The following is a 20,904-nucleotide window of genomic DNA, read 5'->3' as shown; positions in this document are numbered from 1 at the left end:
CGCCACCGCCGCCACGGAAACCGCCACCCCCGCCGCCACGGGCATCGGCGGGCGCGGGACCACCAATGACCATACCCCCGGCCAGGGCCAGTGCTACGCCAGCCAGAAGAAAGCGTTTCATTCCCAGTTCCTCCCTCGCCAGGGGCACCATGCCCCGCAAATGCGCCCCGATACGGCACAGGATCCTATCGATATGTTACATTCCGTCCCATGCGCGCGACGCACGGGGACCGCATGCGTATCCGCATCAATATGGGAGAATACGCCCCCCTGCGCGAGGGGGCACATATCCAATAATTTCAGGCATGATTTTCTGGCGGGAAATATCGCCCGAAGGCGGCGCCTCTATAAGGCGTCCTGACCAGTCCGCTGTAAAAACAGGGCTGGTCGGAGTGAGAGGATTCGAACCTCCGGCCCCTGCGTCCCGAACACAGTGCTCTACCAAGCTGAGCTACACTCCGTCTGGAGGCGGCTATACAGGGGTCTGGCGCGTTCCGCAAGGGGGAGAGGCGTCTTTTCAGAAATGATCGACGTTGACGTTGCCGCCATCGGGGGTAGCCGCGCCATGCAGCGCGCGCATCAGGGCAGGTACATCATCGACCACATGGAACAGGCGACGCACGCTCGGCGATGCGAATCCATTTTCGATCGCGGATTCGATCATGGCCAGCAGCGGCCCCGCCCAACCCGCGATGTTGACGATGAAGATCGGCTTGTCATGCTGTTTCAACTGACGCCACGTCATGATCTCGATCGTCTCGTCAAAGGTGCCAAGGCCGCCGGGCATCACCACGAAGACATCGGATTTCGAGAACATCAGCGCCTTGCGTTCATGCATGGAGGTCGTGACCGTCAGGTCCGTCACCCCTTCATGCATGACTTCGCGGTCATGCAGGAATGCGGGGATGATCCCCGTCACCCGTCCCCCGGCCTTCAGCGTCGCGTCGGCCACGGCCCCCATCAGGCCGACATGCCCCCCGCCATAGACCAGGCGGATCCCCGCCTGGCCAAGGCATGCGCCAAGTTCCGTGGCGGCGTCGTGGAATTCAGGCCGCACGCCAAAGCGCGATCCACAGAATACAGCGGCCGAGGAAATGGACATATCAGAGCAGTCTCCCACAAATCATGGCGATGGATATCAGGGCCGCGCCCTCATGCACGCGCCTGGCGCTGCAGGAGGATCGTGGTCCCGACACCCGCCAGCGTAAACAGTGCGGACACCATGAACAACGCGCCATATCCCATCGTCTGGATGACAAGGCCAAGCAGAGGCCCCGACAGGCCCACCGCGATATCAAGGAACACCGAAAACGCGCCAAGGGCCGCGCCACGGTTTTCCGGCCCGACCCGTGCGACCGCCAGCACGCCCAGTGCCGGGAACACGAGCGAGAATCCCGCCCCCGTCAGGGCCGCGCCCACATCGGCCATGAACACGCCAGAACAGCGCCACAGCACCAGCAGGCCGATCGTCTCCACAATCAGGGAAATCAGCGCCACGATCAGCCCGCCGCGACGGTCGATCTGCCGCGCGAAGACAAAGCGCACCAGCACGAACACGATCCCGAACGCCGCCAGCGCGATAGCGGCACCATTCCAGTTCTGGTGCGCGAAAAACAGCGCAAGGCATGACGAGATGGTGCCGAACCCGACCGACCCGCACGCCAGCACCACCCCATGCGGCAGCACCCGCCAGAAAACGGTGCGAAACGGCGTGGGCGGCCCCTTGTGCACGACGGGAGCCACGGGTTCGTAGCCCAGCGCCATCAGGAACCCGATGAAGGGCAGCAGCGCCGACAAAAGCCCCACCAGCACCAGCCCGCCATAAGGCAGCGGCAGCCCCGAAAGCATCTGCCCGATCGGCGCGCCAAGCGCGATCCCGCCATAGGAGGTCACACCATTCCATGAAATCACCTGCGCGGTGCGCGTGGCCCCCACGCGGCCGATGTTCCACATGATCGCGCCGGTAGCGGTCCAGCTTTCCCCCACGCCAAGGAAGACGCGGCTGAAGATCAGCATCAAGGCCGACAGCGCGGCATAGTGGCGCAACAGGCCCGATGTCATCAGCATCACGCCCGACAGCGTGCAGACCACAAGGCCGATCACCACGGCCGGTTTCGCCCCGCGCCGGTCCGCCGCCTGCCCCGCCGACGCGCGAGAGGCAAAGGTCGCGAGATATTGCAGCGATACGGCGAAACCCGCGATGACCGTGTTGTATCCCAGCACCTGGTGCACAAAGACCGGGATGACCGCCATCGGCAGCCCGATATCGATGTAACACAGCAGGTTGAACAGGACGACGGCCAGAATCCGCCGTGTTGGTGACGCCGTGGACGTCTGCGGCAGGGTCATGATGCGATCGAAACTCCGACTGGGGATATGCGGGACAGGGGCCAGTGCGATACAGGCCACGCCTGCGCGCCCGCATGGACGGACACGATGGCGACACCGTGACGCAATACCAGTAACGGGCATGACGCAGGCAAAACAAGCGCGTGACCCATGCACATAACGCGGTGCGCGTCATGGTTGGCAGGACAGGTACGTAACATATAACCTGTCCCGACGTCATCCCGCCAACAGGACAGCAGGCCCGCACGCCATCATGACCGACACGCCCCATGACCCCACGCCCGACGCGGGCGGCTTCGTCACCGTATCAAGCCGCCTTGCCTATGAAAACCCGTGGACACGCCTGCGGGAGGACATCATCATCCGTCCCAATGGCCGCAAGGGACTGTATGGCGTGGTCGAACGCGGGGATTTCGTCGTCATCCTGCCCCTGTGGGAAGAAGACGGCAGACGCTTCGTCACGCTGATCCAGCAATACCGCTACCCCATCAAGCAGCGGATGTGGGAACTGCCGATGGGCATGTGGGAAACCCGCCCCGACGCCAGCGCCGAAGACGTGGCGCGCGGCGAACTGCGCGAGGAGACGGGCCTTCTGGCCGAAACCATGCGCGACGCCGGCCTGATGTACCAGGGCGCGGGATACACCACGCAGAAAGGCCGCGCCTACCTTGCCACCGGACTGACGCAGGGGCCGAGCGCGCGCGAGGACACGGAAGAAGACATCACCTGCCACAAGGTCGCGCTGGAGGAGATGGAGGCGATGATCCGCGACGGGCGCATCACCTGCATGGTCACCATCGCCGCCTTCGGCCTGATCCGCACGCAGGGCTGGATCTGACACCTGCCACGTCTGGTGCGGCAAGAAGCCGCAGGCCATACGAGCCAGAGGTTATTGGAGAAGATTGAAAGTTTTTGGTGAAGCTTTTTTCAAAAAGCTTCAAAGAACGCCGCCTTTTAAAAAAAGGCGGCACCCAAAAACTTTTATCACTTATCCTTTTCAGACGTCACACAGCGGCACGAGATACCGCTGCAGGTTCACCCGCAGCGGCATGAGGTAGACATTCCCCCCCTGCGCGCGCACCGCGTGCATCATCTGCCGGGCGAAGGCGATGTTCGCCTCCATCGTCGGTTCGAAATCATGGGGGAAGATGACATGGTTCGTCGTCTCCCAGTAGGAACGCGAACGCGGGCCGACCACCGGGGAGATCCCCCAGAACACATTTTCCCCATGCAGCCAGTTCATGCACAGGTCCAGCATGCGCATGTCAAAGATCGGCTGCGTGAAGAACCCGGCGGCCCCGGCCTCCTTCTTGCGCGCGATCGCCTCCATTTCCTCATACGGCGCGCGGCGGTACGGGTCGAACGCGGCATAGACCGACAGGTGCGGGGCCTCCGCACGGTAACGGCGGATGATGCTTTCGGTCGTGTTGGGATAGGTCAGGTGCCGCAGGTCCGATGGCGGATCGCCCTGCACCACCAGCACCGCCTCCAGCCCCTCCTGCCCCACGCCCGGCAGGGGCGCGTCGGGGGCAATGTCGATGGCCCGGATGTGCGGGATCACATTGGGGAAATGCGGGCGGACCAGCGCCGCCGCGTCCCAACTGCGCAGGGGAAAGCGCAGCAGGTCGGGAATGTTGATCATGTCCGCAAGGGGGAAGCACGACCGGACCTCCGCCGCGTCACGCAGCAGCGTTTCGGTATCGCGGGGGATCAGTTCAACGGAAACATGCATCACACGTCCCCCCGCACGCCTTCGACCAGTTCACGCGCCGCCTGCATCGTGTTGCGCAGCAGGCAGGCGATCGTCATCGGGCCGACACCACCGGGAACCGGGGTGATCTGCCCCGCGATGTGACGGGCTTCGTCAAACACCACGTCACCGACCAGCCGCGTCTTTCCATTGTCCAGCCGCACGCGGGAAATGCCGACATCGATCACGGTCGCGCCGGGCTTGATCCATTCCCCCGTCACCAGTCCGCTGCACCCGGTCGCGACCACCAGGATGTCTGCCTGCCGCGCCAGCGCCTGCGGGTTGCGCGTATCGATATGCGCGACGGTCACGGTGCAGCCTTCACGCAGCAGCAGTTGCGCCATGGGACGACCGACAAGGTTCGACGCCCCGACCACCATGGCGTTGAGGCCCCGCAGGTCCCCGACATAGGATTTCAGCAGAAGCAGGCAACCCAGCGGCGTGCACGGCACGATCCCCGGCAGGCCCAGCGCAAGGCGGCCCGCATTGACCACACCCAGCCCGTCCACATCCTTGCGCGGGTCGATGGCGTTGGTCACCGCCACGGGATCAAGATCGCCCGGCAGCGGCAACTGCACGAGGATGCCATGGATTTCGGGATCGGCATTCAACCGCCCGATCAGGGCGAGCAGTTCCTCCTGCGATGTCGTCTCCGGCAGCATGTGCATGAACGAACGCATGCCCGCGCGATGGGTCTGCAGCGCCTTGTTGCGGACATAGACCTCGCTTGCGGGATCATTGCCAACCAGCACCACCGCAAGGCCGGGCGTAACCTGATGGCGGGCATAGAATGCGCGCACATCCTCCGCGATCTCCTGCGTCAGGCGGTTGGCGAACCCCTTGCCATCAATCAGGCGGGCTTCTCCCGGTGTGGGCGCCCCGGATACGGACACCTGTGGATCGGATGATACTGGACCGGTCATAACCCCTCCGCGACTTGCAACACGACGCACAGCAGATACGCAAGAAGTCAGGCCGCGACAATCACCTTTGGGGATTGTTTCAAAAAACCGCCGATAAACATAATAAAAGTTTTTGGGTGCCGCCTTTTTTCAAAAAGGCGGCGTCTTCCGAAGCTTTTTGAAAAAAGCTTCACCAAAAACTTTTGGACGATTGGCGTAAAAAAACCGGGGGACATGCCCCCGGTTTCCTTTAGCTGGAAATGTTATCGCACCTGATGGTGGGATACGGCTTACTGGTCGTCGTCGTCATCGCCGCCATTGTCATTGTCATCGCTGCCCGGCGTCACCGCGACAAAGATGCTCTGCCCATTACGCACGACCCGCAGCAGGACGGAATGGTTGATCTCCAGCGCCTGGCGGATGGCGGACACCGTGGCGCGGGGATTTTCCACCGGCTTGTTGCCCACGGCCTGGATCACGTCACCCGCATGGATGCCCGCCTGCTCCGCCGAGGAGCCGGGCTGCACATCGCTGACGACAACACCATGGACATTCTCGTCAAGGCCAAGCTGCTGGCGCGCATCAGGCGTCAGCGGCGCGAGCGAGACGCCAAGGCGCGGTCCCTTGTCCTCGGAATGGTCATCGCCGATCGTGCCATCGGCCGAACCGCCCTTGCCAAGGTTGGCGATGGTCACGCTCGCCGTCTGGGGCTTGTTGTTGCGCAGGTAGCCGACCGTCACCTTGGTCCCCGGCACGACGGAGGCCACCTTGACCGCCAGCGTATGGGGCGTGTCGATCTTCTGCCCGTTCAGGTCGGTCACGACGTCACCCGCCTTGATCCCGGCCTTCTCCGCCGGGCTGCCGGCGCTGACGCTGGCGACAAGGGCACCCGCCGCCGGCGCGCCATTGACGGATTTCAGGCCCAGCGCCGTGGCCATGGACGGCGTGATCGCCTGCGCCGTGACGCCAAGGTAGCCGCGCGTGACATGGCCGGTCTTCTCCAGCTGTTCCACCACGTTCTTGACCGTGTCGGACGGAATGGCGAAGCCGATGCCGATCGACCCGCCAGACGGCGACAGGATGGCGGTGTTCACGCCCACGACCTTGCCGTCCTGCGTGAACAGCGGGCCGCCGGAATTGCCACGGTTGATCGGGGCGTCGATCTGGATGAAGGAATCATACGGGCCATCGCCGATGTCGCGCCCGCGCGCGGAGACGATGCCCGCCGTCACCGTGCCGCCCAGACCATAGGGATTGCCGACCGCGACCACCCATTCACCCGGTTCCACCTTGTCGGAATCACCCAGTTCGATGAAACGCAGCTTGCCCGAGGGCGTGACCTTGAGCAGTGCGATGTCGGTCTTGGAATCCCGGCCGACGATCTTGGCCGGCAGGCTGGTGCCGTCATCGAGCGTCACCGTCACCTTCGTCGCGCCCTTCACGACATGGTTGTTGGTCACGACATATCCGTCAGGGGAGATGATGAAGCCCGAGCCGCGCGCCTCCACGTCATGGTGCTGCTGCGGCATCATCTGGAACGGGAAAGGGAACGGAAAGCCGCCGGGCATGCCGCCGCCCATTTCCTCGCCCGTGTCGGCATTGTGGATCTTGGCCGTGATGGAAACGACGGCGGGTTTCACCTGCTTGACGAGGCTGACGAAGTTCGGAAGCTGCTGCACCTGCGTATCAGGCCGGATGACGCCGCTGTCATCCGCGCGGGCGCAGGGCGCACCGGCCACCATGCCGCCAAGCAGGCTGCTGGCAAGCAACGTGGCGAGGAGTGCCCCGCGCGCCGGGCGGGGGAAAAGGGTTTTCGGCTTTACTGCGTCTGACATGGCATCCCTGAACATCTTGGTCTGATCTCGCTTGCGTCGGGCTGGGCCGTCCCGACCGGGGTTACAGTCCCATCGCCCGCACTGTGACGCAAGAGAACCAACCCCTCTTATACCACCGCATGAAAGATACGTTAGATTACACGGCCATGGCGCCTCCCCCCCCGGCGCATGCACGATGCGCCGTTCAGGGCGTGCGGCGGTCGCCAAAGAAGGCCCGCAGCATGGCCTGCGCCTCCTGCTCACGCAGGCCGCCGATGGTCTCCGGCCGGTGCAGGCAGCCGGGGCGGGCGAACAGGCGCGGCCCATGGTCCACCCCGCCGCCCTTGGGGTCATAGGCCCCGAACAGGATGCGCCCGATGCGGAAATGCACCGCCGCCCCCGCGCACATCGGACAGGGTTCGAGCGTGACATACAGCGCACAGTCCGCAAGGCGCCGCCCACCGCGCACGCGCACCGCCTCACGCAGGGCCAGCATCTCCGCATGGGCGGAGGGGTCGTGCAACTCCTCCGTCCGGTTGCCCGCGCGCGCAAGGACAATGCCACCGGGGCCGACCACCACCGCGCCCACCGGCACCTCCCCGCGCAGGGCGGCGGCGCGCGCCTCGGCAAAGGCAAGGGACATCGGGTCGCGCGTGCGCCGTGGGGGCATGTCCGGCGCGGCATCGGGGGCGGAAGGGTGCGGCATCACGTCATGATAGCGCGCCTGCAACCCTGCGGGCCATCATGACGTTGCCGGCATGGAACGTGACGGGGCAGGGCACCGCACCAGTCCGTTACCGTGCGAAAACACAACAACAGTGCAAATTCGTGTCAGGAAACCGCAATTTTCATGGACATTTCATGATTCGGGCTGCCATCCTGCCTTGTATGCCGTCATGTTCTGTAACATTCTGTAATCAGGGATCTGGACTCACCCGCGCGTCACTTTCCGGCGGCATCTTCCGCCCCCTGCGGCGGATCGCACGGCACCGGCGCGCATCACAGCACACGGGAGAAAGGGCATGCATACGCTTACGCTGATTCTGACCACTGCCGCGATCGTCGCAGGCATGGCCATCGCGGACGCACCCCGTGGCATCCGCCGCTCCGAAGCCTGCCCCGTCGCGTGCAGCCTCTCCCCCGTGGGGCAGCAGTAGCACGACGGCGGCAGGCGACACCTGCCGGGACCGGTTGGGGCGGGGCGGGCGCATTTCCTTTCCTTGCGAATTCTTCTAGGGAAACGGAATGGATACGTCCCCTCCCCTGATCGGCGTGACACTGGACTGCGAACCGCCCTGCCCCCCGCAGCGCGGTGGCTACTCGCGCTATCCATGGTACGCGCTGCGCTGCAACTACATGGATGCCGTCACGGCGGCGGGGGGACTGCCGGTCGGCCTGCCCCATGACGCGGCGCAGGCGGCGGCCCTCATGGTGCGACTCGATGGCCTGATCGTCACGGGCGGCGCGTTCGACATTTCGCCCGACCTGTATGACGGGGGCGACACACACCCCAGCGTCACCACGAAATCCGCGCGCACCACCGCCGAACTGGCGCTGGTGGAGGCCGCGCTGCGCATGGGGCGGCCAATCCTTGGCATATGTGGCGGGGAACAGTTGCTCGCGGTTGCGCTGGGCGGCACACTGATACAGCATATCCCCGACACCATCACGGCCCCCCTGCCCCATGAACAGCCCAACCCACGGCACGAGGCCGGGCACGAGGTCACCATCGTCCCCGGCACACGCCTTGCGCACATCACGCGCGCCACCCGCATGGCGGTCAATTCGGCCCACCACCAGGCTGTCGCCACCCCCGGCCGGGCCATCGTCAGCGCCGTCGCCCCCGATGGCGTGATCGAGGCCGTGGAACTGCCGGGCCATCCCTTCTGCATCGGGGTGCAATGGCATCCCGAATACGGCATATCGTCAGGCGACCGCCACCTGTTCGATGCCCTGATCGACGCTTCGAGACATACAGAATGACAAAAGACGCCTCTCCCGCCCCTTCCGCCCCGCATGGCGACCGCATCGCCAAGTGGCTGGGCCGCTCCGGTGTCGCCAGCAGGCGTGACGCCGAACGCATGATCGAGGAAGGGCGCGTGCGCCTCAATGGTGACATCGTGCGCCATCCCGCCACCTTCGTCAGCGATGGCGACATCGTGCAGGTGGATGAAAAGGTCATCGCCGCCCCCGACCGCACCCGGCTGTGGCGCTATCACAAGCCCGACGGGCTGGTGACGACACACCGCGACCCCGATGGCCGCCCCACGGTGTTCGCCTCCCTGCCCGAAGGGATGCCGCGCGTCATCAGCGTCGGGCGCCTCGACCTCAACAGCGAGGGGCTGCTGCTGCTGACCAATGACGGTGAACTCGCCCGCCGCCTGGAACTGCCGAGCAACGGCTGGATCCGCCGCTATCGCGTGCGTGTCTTCGGCGTGGTGAACGAAGACCGCCTCGCCGACCTTGCGCAGGGCAGCGTGTTCGAGGGCGTGCGCTATGGCCCCATCGAGGCGGCGCTGGATTCCAGCCGGGGCGACAATGCGTGGCTGACCGTCTCCCTGCGCGAAGGCAAGAACCGCGAGATCCGCAAGGTCATGCGCGGGCTGAACCTGCATGTCAGCCGCCTGATCCGCACCTCCTACGGGCCGTTCCAGCTTGGCACGCTGGAGCGTGAGGAGCTTGAGGAAGTCACCGGCAAGGTCCTGCGCGAACAGGTGCCCGGGCTTGCCAGCCCGCGCCGCAACGGCCGGGCGTGACGGTCCGCCCATGAGGATTGTCGCCGGACGTTTCCGTGGCCGCGCCCTGCGCGCGCCACCGGGCCGCGTGACGCGCCCAACCGCCGACCGGGTGCGCCAGGCCCTGTTCGACATGCTGATGCACGCGCCATGGGCCGGGCGCGGCCGGGTCGAGGGCGCACAGGTGATCGACGGCTTCGCGGGCACCGGCGGCCTGGGGCTGGAGGCCCTGTCGCGCGGGGCGGCGGGCGCGCTGTTCATCGAAAGCGACCGCAACGCGCTGTCGGCCCTGCGCGACAACATCGCGGCCTGCGGGGCGCAGGCCATGGCGCAGGTACGGGCATGGAACATGACGCGCCTGCCGCCCCGTGGCGCGGCGTCCCCTGCGGATCTGGTGTTCCTCGACCCGCCCTATGGCCGCGACCTGCCGGCCGCAGCCCTCGCCACGCTCGAACGTGGCGGGTGGATCGCGCCCGATGCGCTGGTCATCGTGGAAACCGCCGCTGACGAGGCCCCGCCCCTCGCCCCCGAACACCTGCTGGCGCAGCGCGAACATGGGGCGGCGCGCCTGTCGGTCTGGCGGCACGGGGACGGCCGGGCACGATAATTTCGTCCATAAAAGACGCAACCGCCCTTCTTTCACGCGCCATCGCCGCGTTATAGTCCCCTTCACGCAGGCGCGCGCGGGTTCACGCCCGCCTTGTCCCGCCCGGATTTTTCATGACGGCCACACCCCGGCAGCCTGCATGCCGCGATTCCATGGCCATGCAAGCAGGATACGGATTTTTGGCGATCCCCGGCCGTTTCATCCCCGAGTCCCTTACCTCCGGCCCCACGCGGATCCGGCTGGTGCGGCGCCTTGCCGAAACGGGCGGGGTCGCGCTGTGGATGCTCGCCCTCGCGCTGATGGCGGCACTGTGGAGCTATGACCCGCGCGATTCCTCGGCCAATACCTCCAGCGCGCAGGCGCCGACCAACCTGCTTGGCACGGTCGGGGCCTATGTCTCGGATTTCCTGCTGCAGAACATGGGCGCCACCTGCGCGCTGGTCATCCTTGCCCTGATCGCATGGGGGTGGCGCATCATCCGCCATAATGGCGTGGGATCGGGGCTGCTCCGCGTCACCGCGCTGCTTGCGGCGATGCCGGTCGTCTCCGCGCTGCTCGCGGCGCTGCCGATCATGCTCCCCTCCTTTCCCAACCCGCAATGGCCCGCCGATTCCGGGCTGGGGGGCGCGGTCGGGCTGTCCATCGCGCACATGGCGCTGCAGGCGGGCGTCAGCCTGATGGGGCCATGGGGACGGCCCGTCATGTGGCTGCTCGGCCTTGTGCTGGCTCTGCTGCTGATCCCGCTGGCAATGGCGCTGTCGCTGTCGGAATGGCGGGCGATCGGGCGCGCGCTGCGCACGGTGGGACGCCAGCCCGCCCGCCTTGCCGCGGGCACGCAGGCGCTGGCGAACAGCATACGCGCCCGCACATCCCCCCCGGCCGCCCCGGTGGATACGCCCCCGCGCATGCGCGACAGCCTTGCCGATGCGCTGCCGGAAGAGGAACTGCCCCCCCGCCGCATGACACCCGACAGGCCGCCCGCAGCCCCCGACCCGACCCTGCCGGTAACGGAATACCCGGCGGTGGAGGCCACGGCCGACGCGCCCTCACGCGCCATGACCCCGCCGCCGCCAGTGCCGCCGCCTGCGACCTCACGCTCGCTGAGCGTGCGCGAATCCGCACACCCCCCGCTGCCGCCCGCACGCGATGTGGCCGCGCCGCCCGCCGCTGCCGCCAGCCTGCCCGCCGCCGCCCGGCAGGGGCGCGTGTCGATCGGCACGAACTGGGTGCACCCGCCGGGCATGGAAGAGGATATCCCGCCGCCGCTTCTGGAAACGCAGGCCGGGTCGCAGGATGTCGCCCCATGGCATGAGGCCCCGCCGCCACCGGCGACGACATTTACCCCCCCGGCCGCGCCGCAGCCAGAACGCCCGACGCTGCTGGGACGCCTGTTCAGCACGGGTGGTGCCACGCGCCCGCCCGCACCTTCGGCCCCCGTGGTGGAAGACCCGCCACCGCCCGCCCCGCATGCGGCCAGCGTCCCTGCCGAAGAACAGTATGACGCGCCGCAGCAGCATGCATGGCAGCTGCCGCCGCTCTCCCTCCTGCATCCGCCGCCATCGCATGCGACGACCGGCCCGACGGAAGAACTGCTCAGGGCCAATGCCGCGCACCTTGTCACCGTCCTGTCGGAATACGGGGTGCAGGGGGAGATCAACACCTATCACGCCGGGCCGGTCGTAACCCTGTTCGAACTGATGCCCGCACCGGGTATCCGCGCCGCGCGTGTCATCGGGCTGGCCGACGATGTCGCGCGCTCGCTTTCGGTGCTGAGCGTGCGCATCGCCACGGTGCCGGGGCGCAATGTCATCGGCATCGAGGTGCCCAACACGCGCCGCGACACGGTCTATTTCTCCGAACTGCTGCATGACGAGCGCTGGGTGCATGCGCGCGCGCGCCTGAATCTCGCGCTGGGCAAGGACATCGCGGGGGAGCCGGTCTACAGCGACCTCGGCTCCATGCCGCACCTGATGATCGCGGGCACCACCGGGTCAGGCAAGTCGGTGGGCGTGAACGCCATGATCCTGTCGCTGCTGTACCGGCTGTCGCCGGACCAGTGCCGCCTGATCCTGATTGACCCCAAGATCCTTGAATTCTCGATCTATGAGGGCATTCCCCACCTGATGACGCCGGTGGTGACCGAACCGGCCAAGGCGGTCGCGGCGCTGAAATGGACCGTGCGCGAGATGGACCGCCGGTATCGCGCCATGGCCCACCTGCAGGTGCGCAACATCGCCAGCTACAACGAACGCGTGGCCGAGGCCCGCGCCCGGGGCGAAATCGTCACCCGGCGCGTACAGACCGGATACGACCCCGAAACTGGCAAGCCGACATTCGAGGAACAGCAGCTTGCGCTTGATGCGCTGCCCTATATCGTCGTCATCGTCGACGAGATGGCTGACCTGATGATCGTGGCGGGCAAGGAGATCGAGGCCCTGCTGCAACGCCTGGCGCAGAAGGCGCGCGCGGCGGGCATCCACCTGATCATCGCGACACAGCGCCCGTCGGTCGATGTCATCACCGGCACCATCAAGGCGAACTTCCCGACCCGCATCTCCTTTCAGGTCATCAGCAAGTTCGACAGCCGCACCATCCTTGGCGAACAGGGCGCGGAACAGTTGCTTGGCCGGGGCGACATGCTGTTCATGCAGGCGGGCGGGCGCATCACCCGCGTCCACGGACCGTTTGTCGAGGACAGCGAGGTCGAGGCCGTGGTCGCCTTCCTGCGCGCGCAGGGCGAGCCGATCTATGACGACGATGTCATCTCCGCGCAGGACGAGGATGGCGGCGGCCGCGCGATCGGTGGTGGCGGGGGCGAGGAAGACAGCCTGTTCGGGCAGGCGGTGGAGCTTGTCGCGCGCGAAGGCAAGGCCTCGACCTCCTTCATCCAGCGCCATCTCTCGATCGGCTACAACCGCGCGGCCAAGATCATCGAGCAGATGGAGAAGGAAGGCCTTGTCAGCGAGGCCAACCATGTCGGCCGCCGCGAGGTGCTGATGCGCAAGACCGCCGAGGACGAATGAAGCGCCGGGCCGGACCATCCCCCCGCCGTGACATCCCGACCGCAGGCGGGGGGAACCTTCCCTTTCCCGTCCTGTTTCAGGACCGGCATTTCATCGTGATCGACAAGCCTGCGGGCCTGCCCGCCCATCCGGGCCGCGCGGGCGGGCCGAGCGTGGAGGACGCGTTCGGCCTGATGTCACGTCATCGCAACGGGCCGTGGCTGGCCCACCGGCTGGATCGTGACACGTCGGGCTGCCTGCTGATCGCATTGCGCAAGCAGGCACTTCTTGCGGCACAGGAATGCCTTGGCAATGGGCGGGCAACCAAGCTGTACTGGGCGATCACCCATGGCCATCCCCCCGCCGGCCACGGTGTGGTCGATGCGCCGCTGCTGCGTCGGGCCGACCACACGGGATGGCGGATCGAGGCCGCGCCGGGCGGGCAGGACGCACGCACGGCATGGCGCTGCCTTGCACGCGGGCACATGCCCGACGGCAGCCCGGCAAGCTGGCTGGAACTGCGGCTGGAGACGGGGCGCACCCATCAGGCACGGGTGCATTGCGCGACGCTGGGTTGCCCGGTGATGGGGGATGGTCAATATGGTCGGGCGGATGGAAAACTGCTGCACCTGATGAGTCGTGAACTGTACCTGCCACTTGACCTGCCCATCCATGCCATCGCCCCCCCACCGGCCCACATGCGGCTGACCGCCCGGCAGGCGGGCTGGACGCTGGGGGAAACATGTCCGCCGGCCCACCCGGCGACCGAGCCGCCAGCGGATGGTGCGGCCATGCGGACCCATCCCCGCACACGCCGCCGCAGCCACGGCGTGGCCGCCCCGACATCCTGACGCGCCCCATTACGGAGAACCCCGTGCTTGCCCAACAGCTCACCGAAGGCCTGATCCGCGTCCTTGAACGTCCCGACCTGCGCGTCATCGCGGGGACGCGGCGCATCAGCCTGTCGCCTGACCTGCCCGAACCGTTCCGCGTCACGGACAGGGGGGATGTCCTGCTGGGATCGGCATGCCTGGGAAATGGGACGCACAGCGCGTTCTACCTGCGCCATGCGCTGGAACTTGCGCACCTGCTCGACATCGCCCCCCACCAGCCCGTTATGGCGGCATTGTGCGCGGCCCGCACGGCGGCGCTGTTCCATGGGCTTGATGTCACCTGCGATGCGGCACCGGACGGCGTGGTGGCCGTGGCAGCCACGCCTGCGGCGCTACCGACATGGATCGACATCATGGCGGCGGACCATCTGCCCCCGCCCGATCGCCTGCATGATGTCTGGCAGGCCATTGCCCCATGCCAGCCCGCCCCCGCAACGCTGCCCGACATCCATGACGTGCATGCGCGCCTTGGCCCGCTATGGGCGTGGACCGGCCCGACCGAGACGCTGATGGCAATGGGCGGGGATGCGCGGCTGAGCATCGATCCCACCACCGGCCTGAACCATTACGGATGTTCGCATCGCCCGCGCCCGTGGGCGGTGACGTTCGCGTCCTCCACCGCGTCATCACTGTCCGAACGGGGGTTCGCCGGGGCGGAGGCCGCGCGCCTGCGCCTGATCGCCGCCGCCCTGTCAGACCCGCAGACCGATGTGCCCGCCACCCTGACGGCGGAAATCCATGACGGGATCGGCCGCCATTTCGGCCTGCGCGGGGATGAAGGCATCATCCTCGCCCCCTCCGGCACGGATTGCGAGCTTTACGCCCTTGCGCTGGCCGCCCTTGCGCCGGGGGGGCGTGCGGTCAGTAACATCCTGATCGCGCCGGAAGAAACCGGCAGCGGCGTGCCGCTGGCCGCGCGGGGGTGCCATTTCGCCAACGACACCGCACTGGGCCACATGGTGCCAAAGGGGCACCTGATCGCCGGGTTCCCCGATGATACGCAGGTGATCGACCTGCCGATGCGCGACGCGCGCGGGCAGCAGATCCCGCTGGCGCAGGTCGATGCGGACTGCCTGCGCGTGGCCCGGGCGGAACTGGCGCGCGGACGACATATCCTTCTGCATCGTCTCGACCTGTCGAAGACCGGGCTGCTCGCCCCGCAGATGGAGACACTCGACACCCTCGTCGCCACCGCGCCCGCAGGTCAGGTGGATGTAGTGGTGGATGCCTGCCAGACGCGCCTCGACCCCATGCGGGTGCGCGACTACCTCGACCGGGGGTGGATGGTGATGGTCACGGGGTCCAAATTCTTTACCGGTCCCCCCTTCTGCGGGGCGGTCCTGCTGCCTGCGCCGGTCATGGCGCGCCTGTCGGGTCGCCTGCCGGCGGGCCTTGCGCAATACACCCATCAGGCGGCGTGGCCCGTGGGACAGGCGCGCACGGTGCTGCCTGCGGGGCACAATATCGGGCTGCTCCTGCGCTGGCATGCGGCGCTGGCGGAAATGGCGGCACTGGCCGACGTGCCACGCGCCACCGTGACGCAGCGCCTGCGCACGTTCCTGTCGGCGGCGCGCGACGCGATCACGCATAATCCCGACCTGTGCCTGCTGCCGCCCTACGCCCCCCGGCGGCGGCCGCTGGCGGATGCGTGGGACGACGCGGCAACGATCCTGTCCTTTTTCGTGCGCGCCCATGACGCGGGCGACACGTTCCGCCCGCTGGCGCTGGCACAGGCGCGCAGGCTGTATGCGTGGCTCAATACCGACCTTTCCACCGTCATTCCCGCCCGTGACGCGGACGAACGCCGCCTTGCCGCCCTGCTGTGCCATGTGGGACAGCCCGTGCCGCTGGCGCATCCGGCGCTGGATGGGGCGCTGGCCGGGGCGCTGCGTATTTCGGCGGGCGCGCGCCTCGTCTCGGGCGAGCCATCGCATGACGGGATGGACAGCCGCCGCCGGATGGAACGCGAAACCCGCGATGTCCGCCGCGTGGTGGACAAGATCAGCCTGATCCTGCGCCACTGGCCCACCATCGCCGCCCATGACCCGCACCCGACCTACATGCCCCATCACCTGGAACAGGGTTGATGTCTTAAAAAATAAAAGTTTTTGGGTGTCGCCTTTTTTCAAAAAGGCGACGTTTTTCGAAGCTTTTTGAAAAAAGCTTCACCAAAAACTTTTGAATTTCGGCTTCGCCCTGAAGCTGGGCAAACGCGAACAAACGCCTATGGAGACCCCTGCTCCCATGCCGCAAAACCACGGTAATTTCCTCGATACCCCGCAGTTGCAGAAAGGCGTCACGCGGTTCTGGCTGATCCGCCACGCTCTTGTCGAACAGAACGCGCGCCGACACCTGTATGGCGCGATGGACGTGCCGCTGTGTCCCGACAGCCTTGTGGCCCAACGCCCCATGTATGAAGTGCTGGCCCGCCGCCTGCCGCATCCGGCGCTGTGGTTCACCTCCCCCCTTGGCCGCGCGCAGCAGACAGCGCAGGCGATACAGCAGGCCGGATATGGCATGCAGGCCAGCCGGATCGAACCCGGCTTTACCGAACAGTCGATGGGCGAATGGCACGGAACGACACATGACCGCCTGCCCGAAAAGCTGGCGGTGCCTGCCCACCCGTTCTGGTCCGTCGGCGCCACGGAACAGCCACCCGGCGGCGAAAGCATGGTGCAGGTCTGCGCGCGCGTCGGCGCGACACTCGATCGCATGTCGCGCGAACATGCGGGGCAGGACATGGTGATCGTCAGCCATGGCGGGGCGATCCGCGCGGCACTGGCGCATGCGCTGCATGTCCACGCGCACACGGCGCTGCATTTTTCCATCCAGAACCTGTCGCTCAGCGTGATCGAGCACCTGCGCGAGGGCTGGCGCATCGTCAATGTGAACGAACTGCCGCTGGTCTGATACGTTGGATATGCGGCATGCTCGGGCGTTGGCAAGGACGACCCGTTGCCCCCTTTCCCCTGCCGGAGACCGCACACGATGACCCATCCCACGTCCCGTTCCATTCCCCGGGGGGCGGCGCTGCTGAACGACCCCGCCGCCAACAAGGGAACCGCCTTCAGCGCGGAGGAACGACGGGCGCTGGACCTCGAAGGGCTGCTGCCACCACAGATCGAGACGCTGGAACGCCAGGCGGAGCGCGTGTTCCGTCACCTCGACGCCAAGCCGAACGACCTTGAACGCTATATCTACCTCTCCGGCCTTGGCGACCGGAACGAGACCCTGTTCTACAAGGTCATCATGTCCGACCCGGCACGATTCGTGCCCATCGTCTATGCGCCGACGCTTGGCGCAGTGTGCAAGGCGTTCAGCCACCTGTACCGCCGCCCGCGCGGCATGTATATCAGCCTGGAGCACAAGGGACGCATCGCCTCCGTCCTGCGCAACTGGCCCGAACGCAATGTCCGCTTCATCTGCGTGACGACTGGCGGACGCATCCTCGGGCTGGGCGATATCGGCGCCAACGGCATGGGCATCCCGATCGGCAAGCTGCAACTCTATACCGCCTGCGGGGCGGTGCCCCCGCACACGACGCTGCCGATCCAGCTGGATATCGGCACGACCAACGCGGCGCTGCGGGCGGATCCGCTCTATCTCGGGCTGCGGCGCGAACCGCCGGAGCAGGACGAACTCGACGCGTTCGTGGAGGAATTCGTCGAGGCGGTGCAGGAGGTCTTTCCCCCCTGCTGCATCCATTTCGAGGACTGGAAGGGTACCGACGCCATCCGCTACCTCGCGCGCTATCGCGACCGGGTGCTGTGCTACAATGACGATATCCAGGGCACGGCGGCCGTGACCCTTGCGGGACTGACCACGGCGCTGCAGATCATCGACGCGCCACTGTCCGAGCAGAAGATCGTGTTTTTCGGGGCCGGGTCATCGGGGTTGGGCATCGCCGACCTGCTGGTGCGCGCCATGCAGCGCGAGGGCCTGTCCGAAAGTGACGCCCGTGCGCGGATCACCATGATGGATAAGGATGGCCTGCTGGTCGCCTCGCGCACCGACCTGTCGGAACAGCAGCGCCCCTATGCCCGTGATGAAGCGCCCGCGACAGACCTGCTGGACGTGGTCGACCGGGTTCGTCCGTCCATCCTGATCGGGGTTTCCACAGCGGGCGGTACCTTCACGCAGGCCGTGGTCGAACGCATGAGTGCGATCAACAACCGCCCCATCATCTTCGCCCTGTCGATTCCCAATGCCGAATGTACGGCGGAACAGGCCTATACCTGGTCAAAGGGACAGGCGCTGTATGCCGCCGGCATCCAGTATCCGGTAGTCCAGATGGGAGAACGGGAGTTCCATCCGGGACAGGCCAACAATTTCTATATCTTCCCCGGCCTCGGCCTTGCCACCTACGCCACCTGCCCGCGCCACATCACCGATGATATCATCATCGAGGCAGCGCATGCGCTGGCCGATCAGGTGGACCTTGCGACGCGGACGCGCGGACGCCTGTTCCCGCCGCAGGACCAGATCGTCGAAGTCGAGATCACCTCGGCATGCCGGCTTGCGGAATATATCTTCGACCATGACATGGCCCATGTCGAACGCCCCGACGACATCCGCAAATGGATCGAGGGCATGATCTATACGCCCGCCTATAAACCGATCGTGCTGGACTGATACCGTCTGCGATCCGGGAGCCGCCTTCCATTGGAAAGGCGGCATTTTTTTGGATACTGGCTGAACAGGCGCTACGGAACACCAGCTCTTGCAGGATGTCCAGTGGGACAGCTTTTCATCATGCCATCAAGGTAAAAAAAGAAGCTGCCATAAATAATGGCATCCCTTTCCATGCTGCGGCCATCATGATCATTTCGACGCCGTATTTCATGGAATCCATTTGGGATGAAATTCCTATACCTGAGATTCCGGTTCTGAAAGAATTATGAACTGGCCAGTATCACTCTTGCAGAACATAATATTCAGATTTTTTTCCGCCTTTCCAAGCTGTGTTATTTTTTGTATGTTTCTTTATGTAATCACATCCGTTACCAAGGCAATAAAATGGCCAATTTACCTTCAAATATCACAAAAAATGTAAGAAACATTACAAAAAACGTAAAAAAAGCTCTCGAAACCTTTCAGGACAAGAATAAAAAAACCACGGAATCATTCAATCCTGGAATGTCTGATGAGGCATTTGTCAATGCACTCTACAGCGTCATCCTGGGTCGTCCGGCAGATGCCGCAGGGCTTTCCAATCATCTCCAGGCTTTGAAAAACGGGAAAGCCAGAAAAGACCTTATTCGTGATTTTACGGTTTCCACGGAATTCTGTGGCAGTCACTATCCCGAACCCGAAAACAAATGGAAGGAATACTCCAAGGAAGACGTTGATTTCCTTGCGTCCTGGGAACTGAAACACCAGCAGCCAACCCCCGGATTTGTCACGGATTTCATCGGACAGAAAACGCGCATCTCTTCGATGTGGAAAGAATGCGCGCCACTGGACAATGTCGTTCTGGGCCTTCCCGTCCCTGGCGACTATCGCTCGGGCGCGGGAGAATGGATTGGTACCCTGCGCGCGGTTGCCGCCGCCAAAGGCGACCAGTTCTCCGCCATGGAACTGGGCGCGGGCAATGGTCCGTGGATCACGGCTTCCGGCAAGGCAGCAGAACTTCGCGGGATCAAAAAGATCTATCTGCTTGGCGTGGAAGGCGATCCGAACCGGTTTGCCACCATGGAGCAGCATATCAAGGATAACGGCCTTGATAAATACTCGGTCAAACTGATCCAGGGTGCCGTCGGCGTCGAAAACGGCATGGCCCGCTGGCCCGTCCTGCCTGACCCGAATAACCAATCCGGCGCACGACCGCTGCAGAATGACAATTCGGAAGATGAAAAGTACCTCAGCTTTTCATTCGACATCAACAAGACCATCGATGTCAAAATCTTCTCTTTCTCAAGCCTGCTGGCAAAGCGTCCCTTATGGGATCTGATCCATATCGATATTCAGGGCGGGGAATACGATATCTGCAGTGCAACCATTTCCACCCTGAATGAAAAAGCCCGTTACATTGTCATCGGGACGCATTCAAGGAAGCTGGATGGGGACCTGATGGATCTTTTCTTCCGCAATGGATGGGATCTGGAAAACGAACATCCCACGGTCATCGATTACGACCGTAACCGTCCCTCCCTCCTCTCTTCCACGACAGGCGATGGCCTGCAGGTCTGGCGCAATCCGCGTCTGTAATGATGTAGCGGAGAAGGCCAAAATCACCTCTGGCCTTCAGGGGTGGTCACAACCTCTCAACTGTCGCACGGCCATTGGGAGACCGATGGTGACAGGGTTTCATGACGGCAACCGGTCGTCATGTCTTCCCTGCCGGGGCCAAAACCCCGGCTATGCGCTGCGGGGATGAAGCAGGATGATCCCTGCCCCGACAAGGCAGATCGCAGCGCCAAGGATTTCCCAACGTGTTGGGGTATATCCCTCCACCACGCGCATCCATGTCAGGGATGCCAGGATGTAGATCCCGCCATAGGCCGCATAGGCCTGCCCCGCCGTATCGGTGTCGATACGCGTCAGGAGCCATGCAAAGGACACCAGCGACGCCATGCCGGGAATCAGGCAGGCCATGGACCGACCGAGCCGCAGCCACGCCCAGAACGCAAAACACCCGCCGATTTCACAGAACCCGGCCACCATGTAAATGGCAAGGGACAGGATGTACTGGTTCACGGGCGACGTATCCTCTCCTGATATCCGATCCTGTCATGGACCATATCCGCAGGGGAATTACCATCCCTCTACACGACAGCTGATCACCGCATATGGTCTGAGTTCATAAAGAGTTTCTTGGATGATGCCTTTTGAAAAAGGCGACGTTCTTCGAAG

General features: G+C 64.9%; 19 protein-coding genes and 1 tRNA gene. 11 read left to right on the top strand and 9 right to left on the bottom strand.

The window, feature by feature from the left end:
* Positions 1-384 precede the first annotated feature (384 nt).
* From KMAL_RS08395 to KMAL_RS08385, 3 genes are all read right to left on the bottom strand, one after another.
* Positions 385-461: transfer RNA gene (locus KMAL_RS08395), tRNA-Pro, on the bottom strand.
* A gap of 56 nt (positions 462-517) precedes the next feature.
* Complete coding sequence (locus tag KMAL_RS08390; protein WP_110095258.1) at positions 518-1,102, bottom strand: LOG family protein; 585 nt, start codon at positions 1,100-1,102, stop codon at positions 518-520.
* A 50-nt stretch (positions 1,103-1,152) separates the two neighbouring features.
* On the bottom strand, positions 1,153-2,349 hold the full coding sequence (locus KMAL_RS08385) for an MFS transporter (protein ID WP_110095267.1): 1,197 nt from the start codon (positions 2,347-2,349) through the stop codon (positions 1,153-1,155).
* Between the two features lie 253 nt (positions 2,350-2,602).
* Between KMAL_RS08385 and KMAL_RS08380 the strand changes: the two genes are divergently transcribed.
* On the top strand, positions 2,603-3,187 hold the full coding sequence (locus tag KMAL_RS08380; protein ID WP_110095257.1) for an NUDIX domain-containing protein: 585 nt from the start codon (positions 2,603-2,605) through the stop codon (positions 3,185-3,187).
* 159 nt (positions 3,188-3,346) lie between these two features.
* Here KMAL_RS08380 and KMAL_RS08375 read toward each other — a convergent pair whose 3' ends face one another.
* The 5 genes from KMAL_RS08375 to KMAL_RS08360 form a co-directional block, all read right to left on the bottom strand.
* A complete protein-coding gene (locus KMAL_RS08375) occupies positions 3,347-4,081 on the bottom strand; it encodes a methylenetetrahydrofolate reductase (protein ID WP_180999773.1) in 735 nt (244 codons plus the stop codon).
* Entirely contained in the window at positions 4,081-5,022 is a 942-nt protein-coding gene (gene folD / locus KMAL_RS08370; protein WP_110095255.1) for a bifunctional methylenetetrahydrofolate dehydrogenase/methenyltetrahydrofolate cyclohydrolase FolD, read from the bottom strand. Before folD ends, KMAL_RS08375 begins: the two co-directional genes overlap by 1 nt.
* A 47-nt stretch (positions 5,023-5,069) precedes the next feature.
* Positions 5,070-5,237 carry a hypothetical protein gene (locus KMAL_RS17235; RefSeq protein WP_167400089.1) on the bottom strand — a complete coding sequence of 56 codons (168 nt, stop codon included), beginning with the start codon at positions 5,235-5,237 and terminating at the stop codon, positions 5,070-5,072.
* A gap of 54 nt (positions 5,238-5,291) precedes the next feature.
* The gene (locus KMAL_RS08365) at positions 5,292-6,851 is read right to left on the bottom strand and encodes a Do family serine endopeptidase (protein ID WP_110095254.1); all 1,560 of its coding nucleotides are present in this window, start codon (positions 6,849-6,851) and stop codon (positions 5,292-5,294) included.
* A 169-nt stretch (positions 6,852-7,020) separates the two neighbouring features.
* Positions 7,021-7,485, bottom strand: coding sequence for a nucleoside deaminase (locus KMAL_RS08360; RefSeq protein ID WP_110095266.1), 465 nt, complete (start codon positions 7,483-7,485; stop codon positions 7,021-7,023).
* A 352-nt stretch (positions 7,486-7,837) separates the two neighbouring features.
* Here KMAL_RS08360 and KMAL_RS17795 point away from each other — a divergent pair, with 352 nt between their 5' ends.
* The 10 genes from KMAL_RS17795 to KMAL_RS08315 all read left to right on the top strand — a co-directional run bounded on the left by KMAL_RS17795 (position 7,838) and on the right by KMAL_RS08315 (position 20,259).
* Complete coding sequence (locus KMAL_RS17795) at positions 7,838-7,972, top strand: hypothetical protein (protein ID WP_275399309.1); 135 nt, start codon at positions 7,838-7,840, stop codon at positions 7,970-7,972.
* A gap of 88 nt (positions 7,973-8,060) precedes the next feature.
* Positions 8,061-8,798, top strand: a complete 738-nt coding sequence (locus tag KMAL_RS08355) for a gamma-glutamyl-gamma-aminobutyrate hydrolase family protein (RefSeq protein WP_110095253.1) — start codon at positions 8,061-8,063, stop codon at positions 8,796-8,798.
* Entirely contained in the window at positions 8,795-9,571 is a 777-nt protein-coding gene (locus KMAL_RS08350) for a pseudouridine synthase (protein WP_110095252.1), read from the top strand. Before KMAL_RS08355 ends, KMAL_RS08350 begins: the two co-directional genes overlap by 4 nt.
* Positions 9,572-9,581: 10 nt before the next feature.
* Complete coding sequence (gene rsmD / locus KMAL_RS08345; protein WP_110095251.1) at positions 9,582-10,157, top strand: 16S rRNA (guanine(966)-N(2))-methyltransferase RsmD; 576 nt, start codon at positions 9,582-9,584, stop codon at positions 10,155-10,157.
* Positions 10,158-10,336: 179 nt separating this feature from the next.
* A complete protein-coding gene (locus KMAL_RS08340; RefSeq protein WP_110095250.1) occupies positions 10,337-13,180 on the top strand; it encodes a DNA translocase FtsK in 2,844 nt (947 codons plus the stop codon).
* A complete protein-coding gene (locus KMAL_RS08335; protein ID WP_110095249.1) occupies positions 13,177-14,010 on the top strand; it encodes an RluA family pseudouridine synthase in 834 nt (277 codons plus the stop codon). Before KMAL_RS08340 ends, KMAL_RS08335 begins: the two co-directional genes overlap by 4 nt.
* A 23-nt stretch (positions 14,011-14,033) precedes the next feature.
* Complete coding sequence (locus tag KMAL_RS08330; protein ID WP_110095265.1) at positions 14,034-16,139, top strand: hypothetical protein; 2,106 nt, start codon at positions 14,034-14,036, stop codon at positions 16,137-16,139.
* A gap of 157 nt (positions 16,140-16,296) precedes the next feature.
* On the top strand, positions 16,297-16,962 hold the full coding sequence (locus KMAL_RS08325) for a histidine phosphatase family protein (RefSeq protein WP_110095264.1): 666 nt from the start codon (positions 16,297-16,299) through the stop codon (positions 16,960-16,962).
* A gap of 78 nt (positions 16,963-17,040) precedes the next feature.
* Positions 17,041-18,684, top strand: a complete 1,644-nt coding sequence (locus KMAL_RS08320) for an NAD-dependent malic enzyme (RefSeq protein ID WP_110095248.1) — start codon at positions 17,041-17,043, stop codon at positions 18,682-18,684.
* 384 nt (positions 18,685-19,068) lie between these two features.
* On the top strand, positions 19,069-20,259 hold the full coding sequence (locus tag KMAL_RS08315; RefSeq protein ID WP_110095247.1) for an FkbM family methyltransferase: 1,191 nt from the start codon (positions 19,069-19,071) through the stop codon (positions 20,257-20,259).
* Positions 20,260-20,409: 150 nt separating this feature from the next.
* Here KMAL_RS08315 and KMAL_RS08310 read toward each other — a convergent pair whose 3' ends face one another.
* Positions 20,410-20,736, bottom strand: a complete 327-nt coding sequence (locus KMAL_RS08310; protein ID WP_167400092.1) for a YnfA family protein — start codon at positions 20,734-20,736, stop codon at positions 20,410-20,412.
* Between the last annotated feature and the right edge of the window lie 168 nt (positions 20,737-20,904).

It is taken from the genome of Novacetimonas maltaceti, assembly GCF_002906255.1.
GTDB classification, from domain to species: domain Bacteria; phylum Pseudomonadota; class Alphaproteobacteria; order Acetobacterales; family Acetobacteraceae; genus Novacetimonas; species Novacetimonas maltaceti.
Note: the sequence above shows the minus strand (reverse complement) of the source record. Positions and strands in the feature narration are given on the sequence as shown.

Excerpts from the sequence above, each read along its gene's own strand:
- KMAL_RS08390 (WP_110095258.1), bottom strand. The coding sequence starts at position 1,102 with ATGTCCATTTCCTCGGCCGCTGTATTCTGTGGATCGCGCTTTGGCGTG.
- KMAL_RS08350 (WP_110095252.1), top strand. The coding sequence starts at position 8,795 with ATGACAAAAGACGCCTCTCCCGCCCCTTCCGCCCCGCATGGCGACCGC.
- KMAL_RS08380 (WP_110095257.1), top strand. The coding sequence starts at position 2,603 with ATGACCGACACGCCCCATGACCCCACGCCCGACGCGGGCGGCTTCGTC.
- folD (WP_110095255.1), bottom strand. The coding sequence starts at position 5,022 with ATGACCGGTCCAGTATCATCCGATCCACAGGTGTCCGTATCCGGGGCG.
- KMAL_RS08335 (WP_110095249.1), top strand. The coding sequence starts at position 13,177 with ATGAAGCGCCGGGCCGGACCATCCCCCCGCCGTGACATCCCGACCGCA.
- KMAL_RS08375 (WP_180999773.1), bottom strand. The coding sequence starts at position 4,081 with ATGCATGTTTCCGTTGAACTGATCCCCCGCGATACCGAAACGCTGCTG.
- KMAL_RS17235 (WP_167400089.1), bottom strand. The coding sequence starts at position 5,237 with ATGTCCCCCGGTTTTTTTACGCCAATCGTCCAAAAGTTTTTGGTGAAG.
- KMAL_RS08355 (WP_110095253.1), top strand. The coding sequence starts at position 8,061 with ATGGATACGTCCCCTCCCCTGATCGGCGTGACACTGGACTGCGAACCG.
- KMAL_RS17795 (WP_275399309.1), top strand. The coding sequence starts at position 7,838 with ATGCATACGCTTACGCTGATTCTGACCACTGCCGCGATCGTCGCAGGC.
- KMAL_RS08315 (WP_110095247.1), top strand. The coding sequence starts at position 19,069 with ATGGCCAATTTACCTTCAAATATCACAAAAAATGTAAGAAACATTACA.
- rsmD (WP_110095251.1), top strand. The coding sequence starts at position 9,582 with ATGAGGATTGTCGCCGGACGTTTCCGTGGCCGCGCCCTGCGCGCGCCA.
- KMAL_RS08320 (WP_110095248.1), top strand. The coding sequence starts at position 17,041 with ATGACCCATCCCACGTCCCGTTCCATTCCCCGGGGGGCGGCGCTGCTG.
- KMAL_RS08360 (WP_110095266.1), bottom strand. The coding sequence starts at position 7,485 with ATGCCCCCACGGCGCACGCGCGACCCGATGTCCCTTGCCTTTGCCGAG.
- KMAL_RS08365 (WP_110095254.1), bottom strand. The coding sequence starts at position 6,851 with ATGTTCAGGGATGCCATGTCAGACGCAGTAAAGCCGAAAACCCTTTTC.
- KMAL_RS08325 (WP_110095264.1), top strand. The coding sequence starts at position 16,297 with ATGCCGCAAAACCACGGTAATTTCCTCGATACCCCGCAGTTGCAGAAA.
- KMAL_RS08385 (WP_110095267.1), bottom strand. The coding sequence starts at position 2,349 with ATGACCCTGCCGCAGACGTCCACGGCGTCACCAACACGGCGGATTCTG.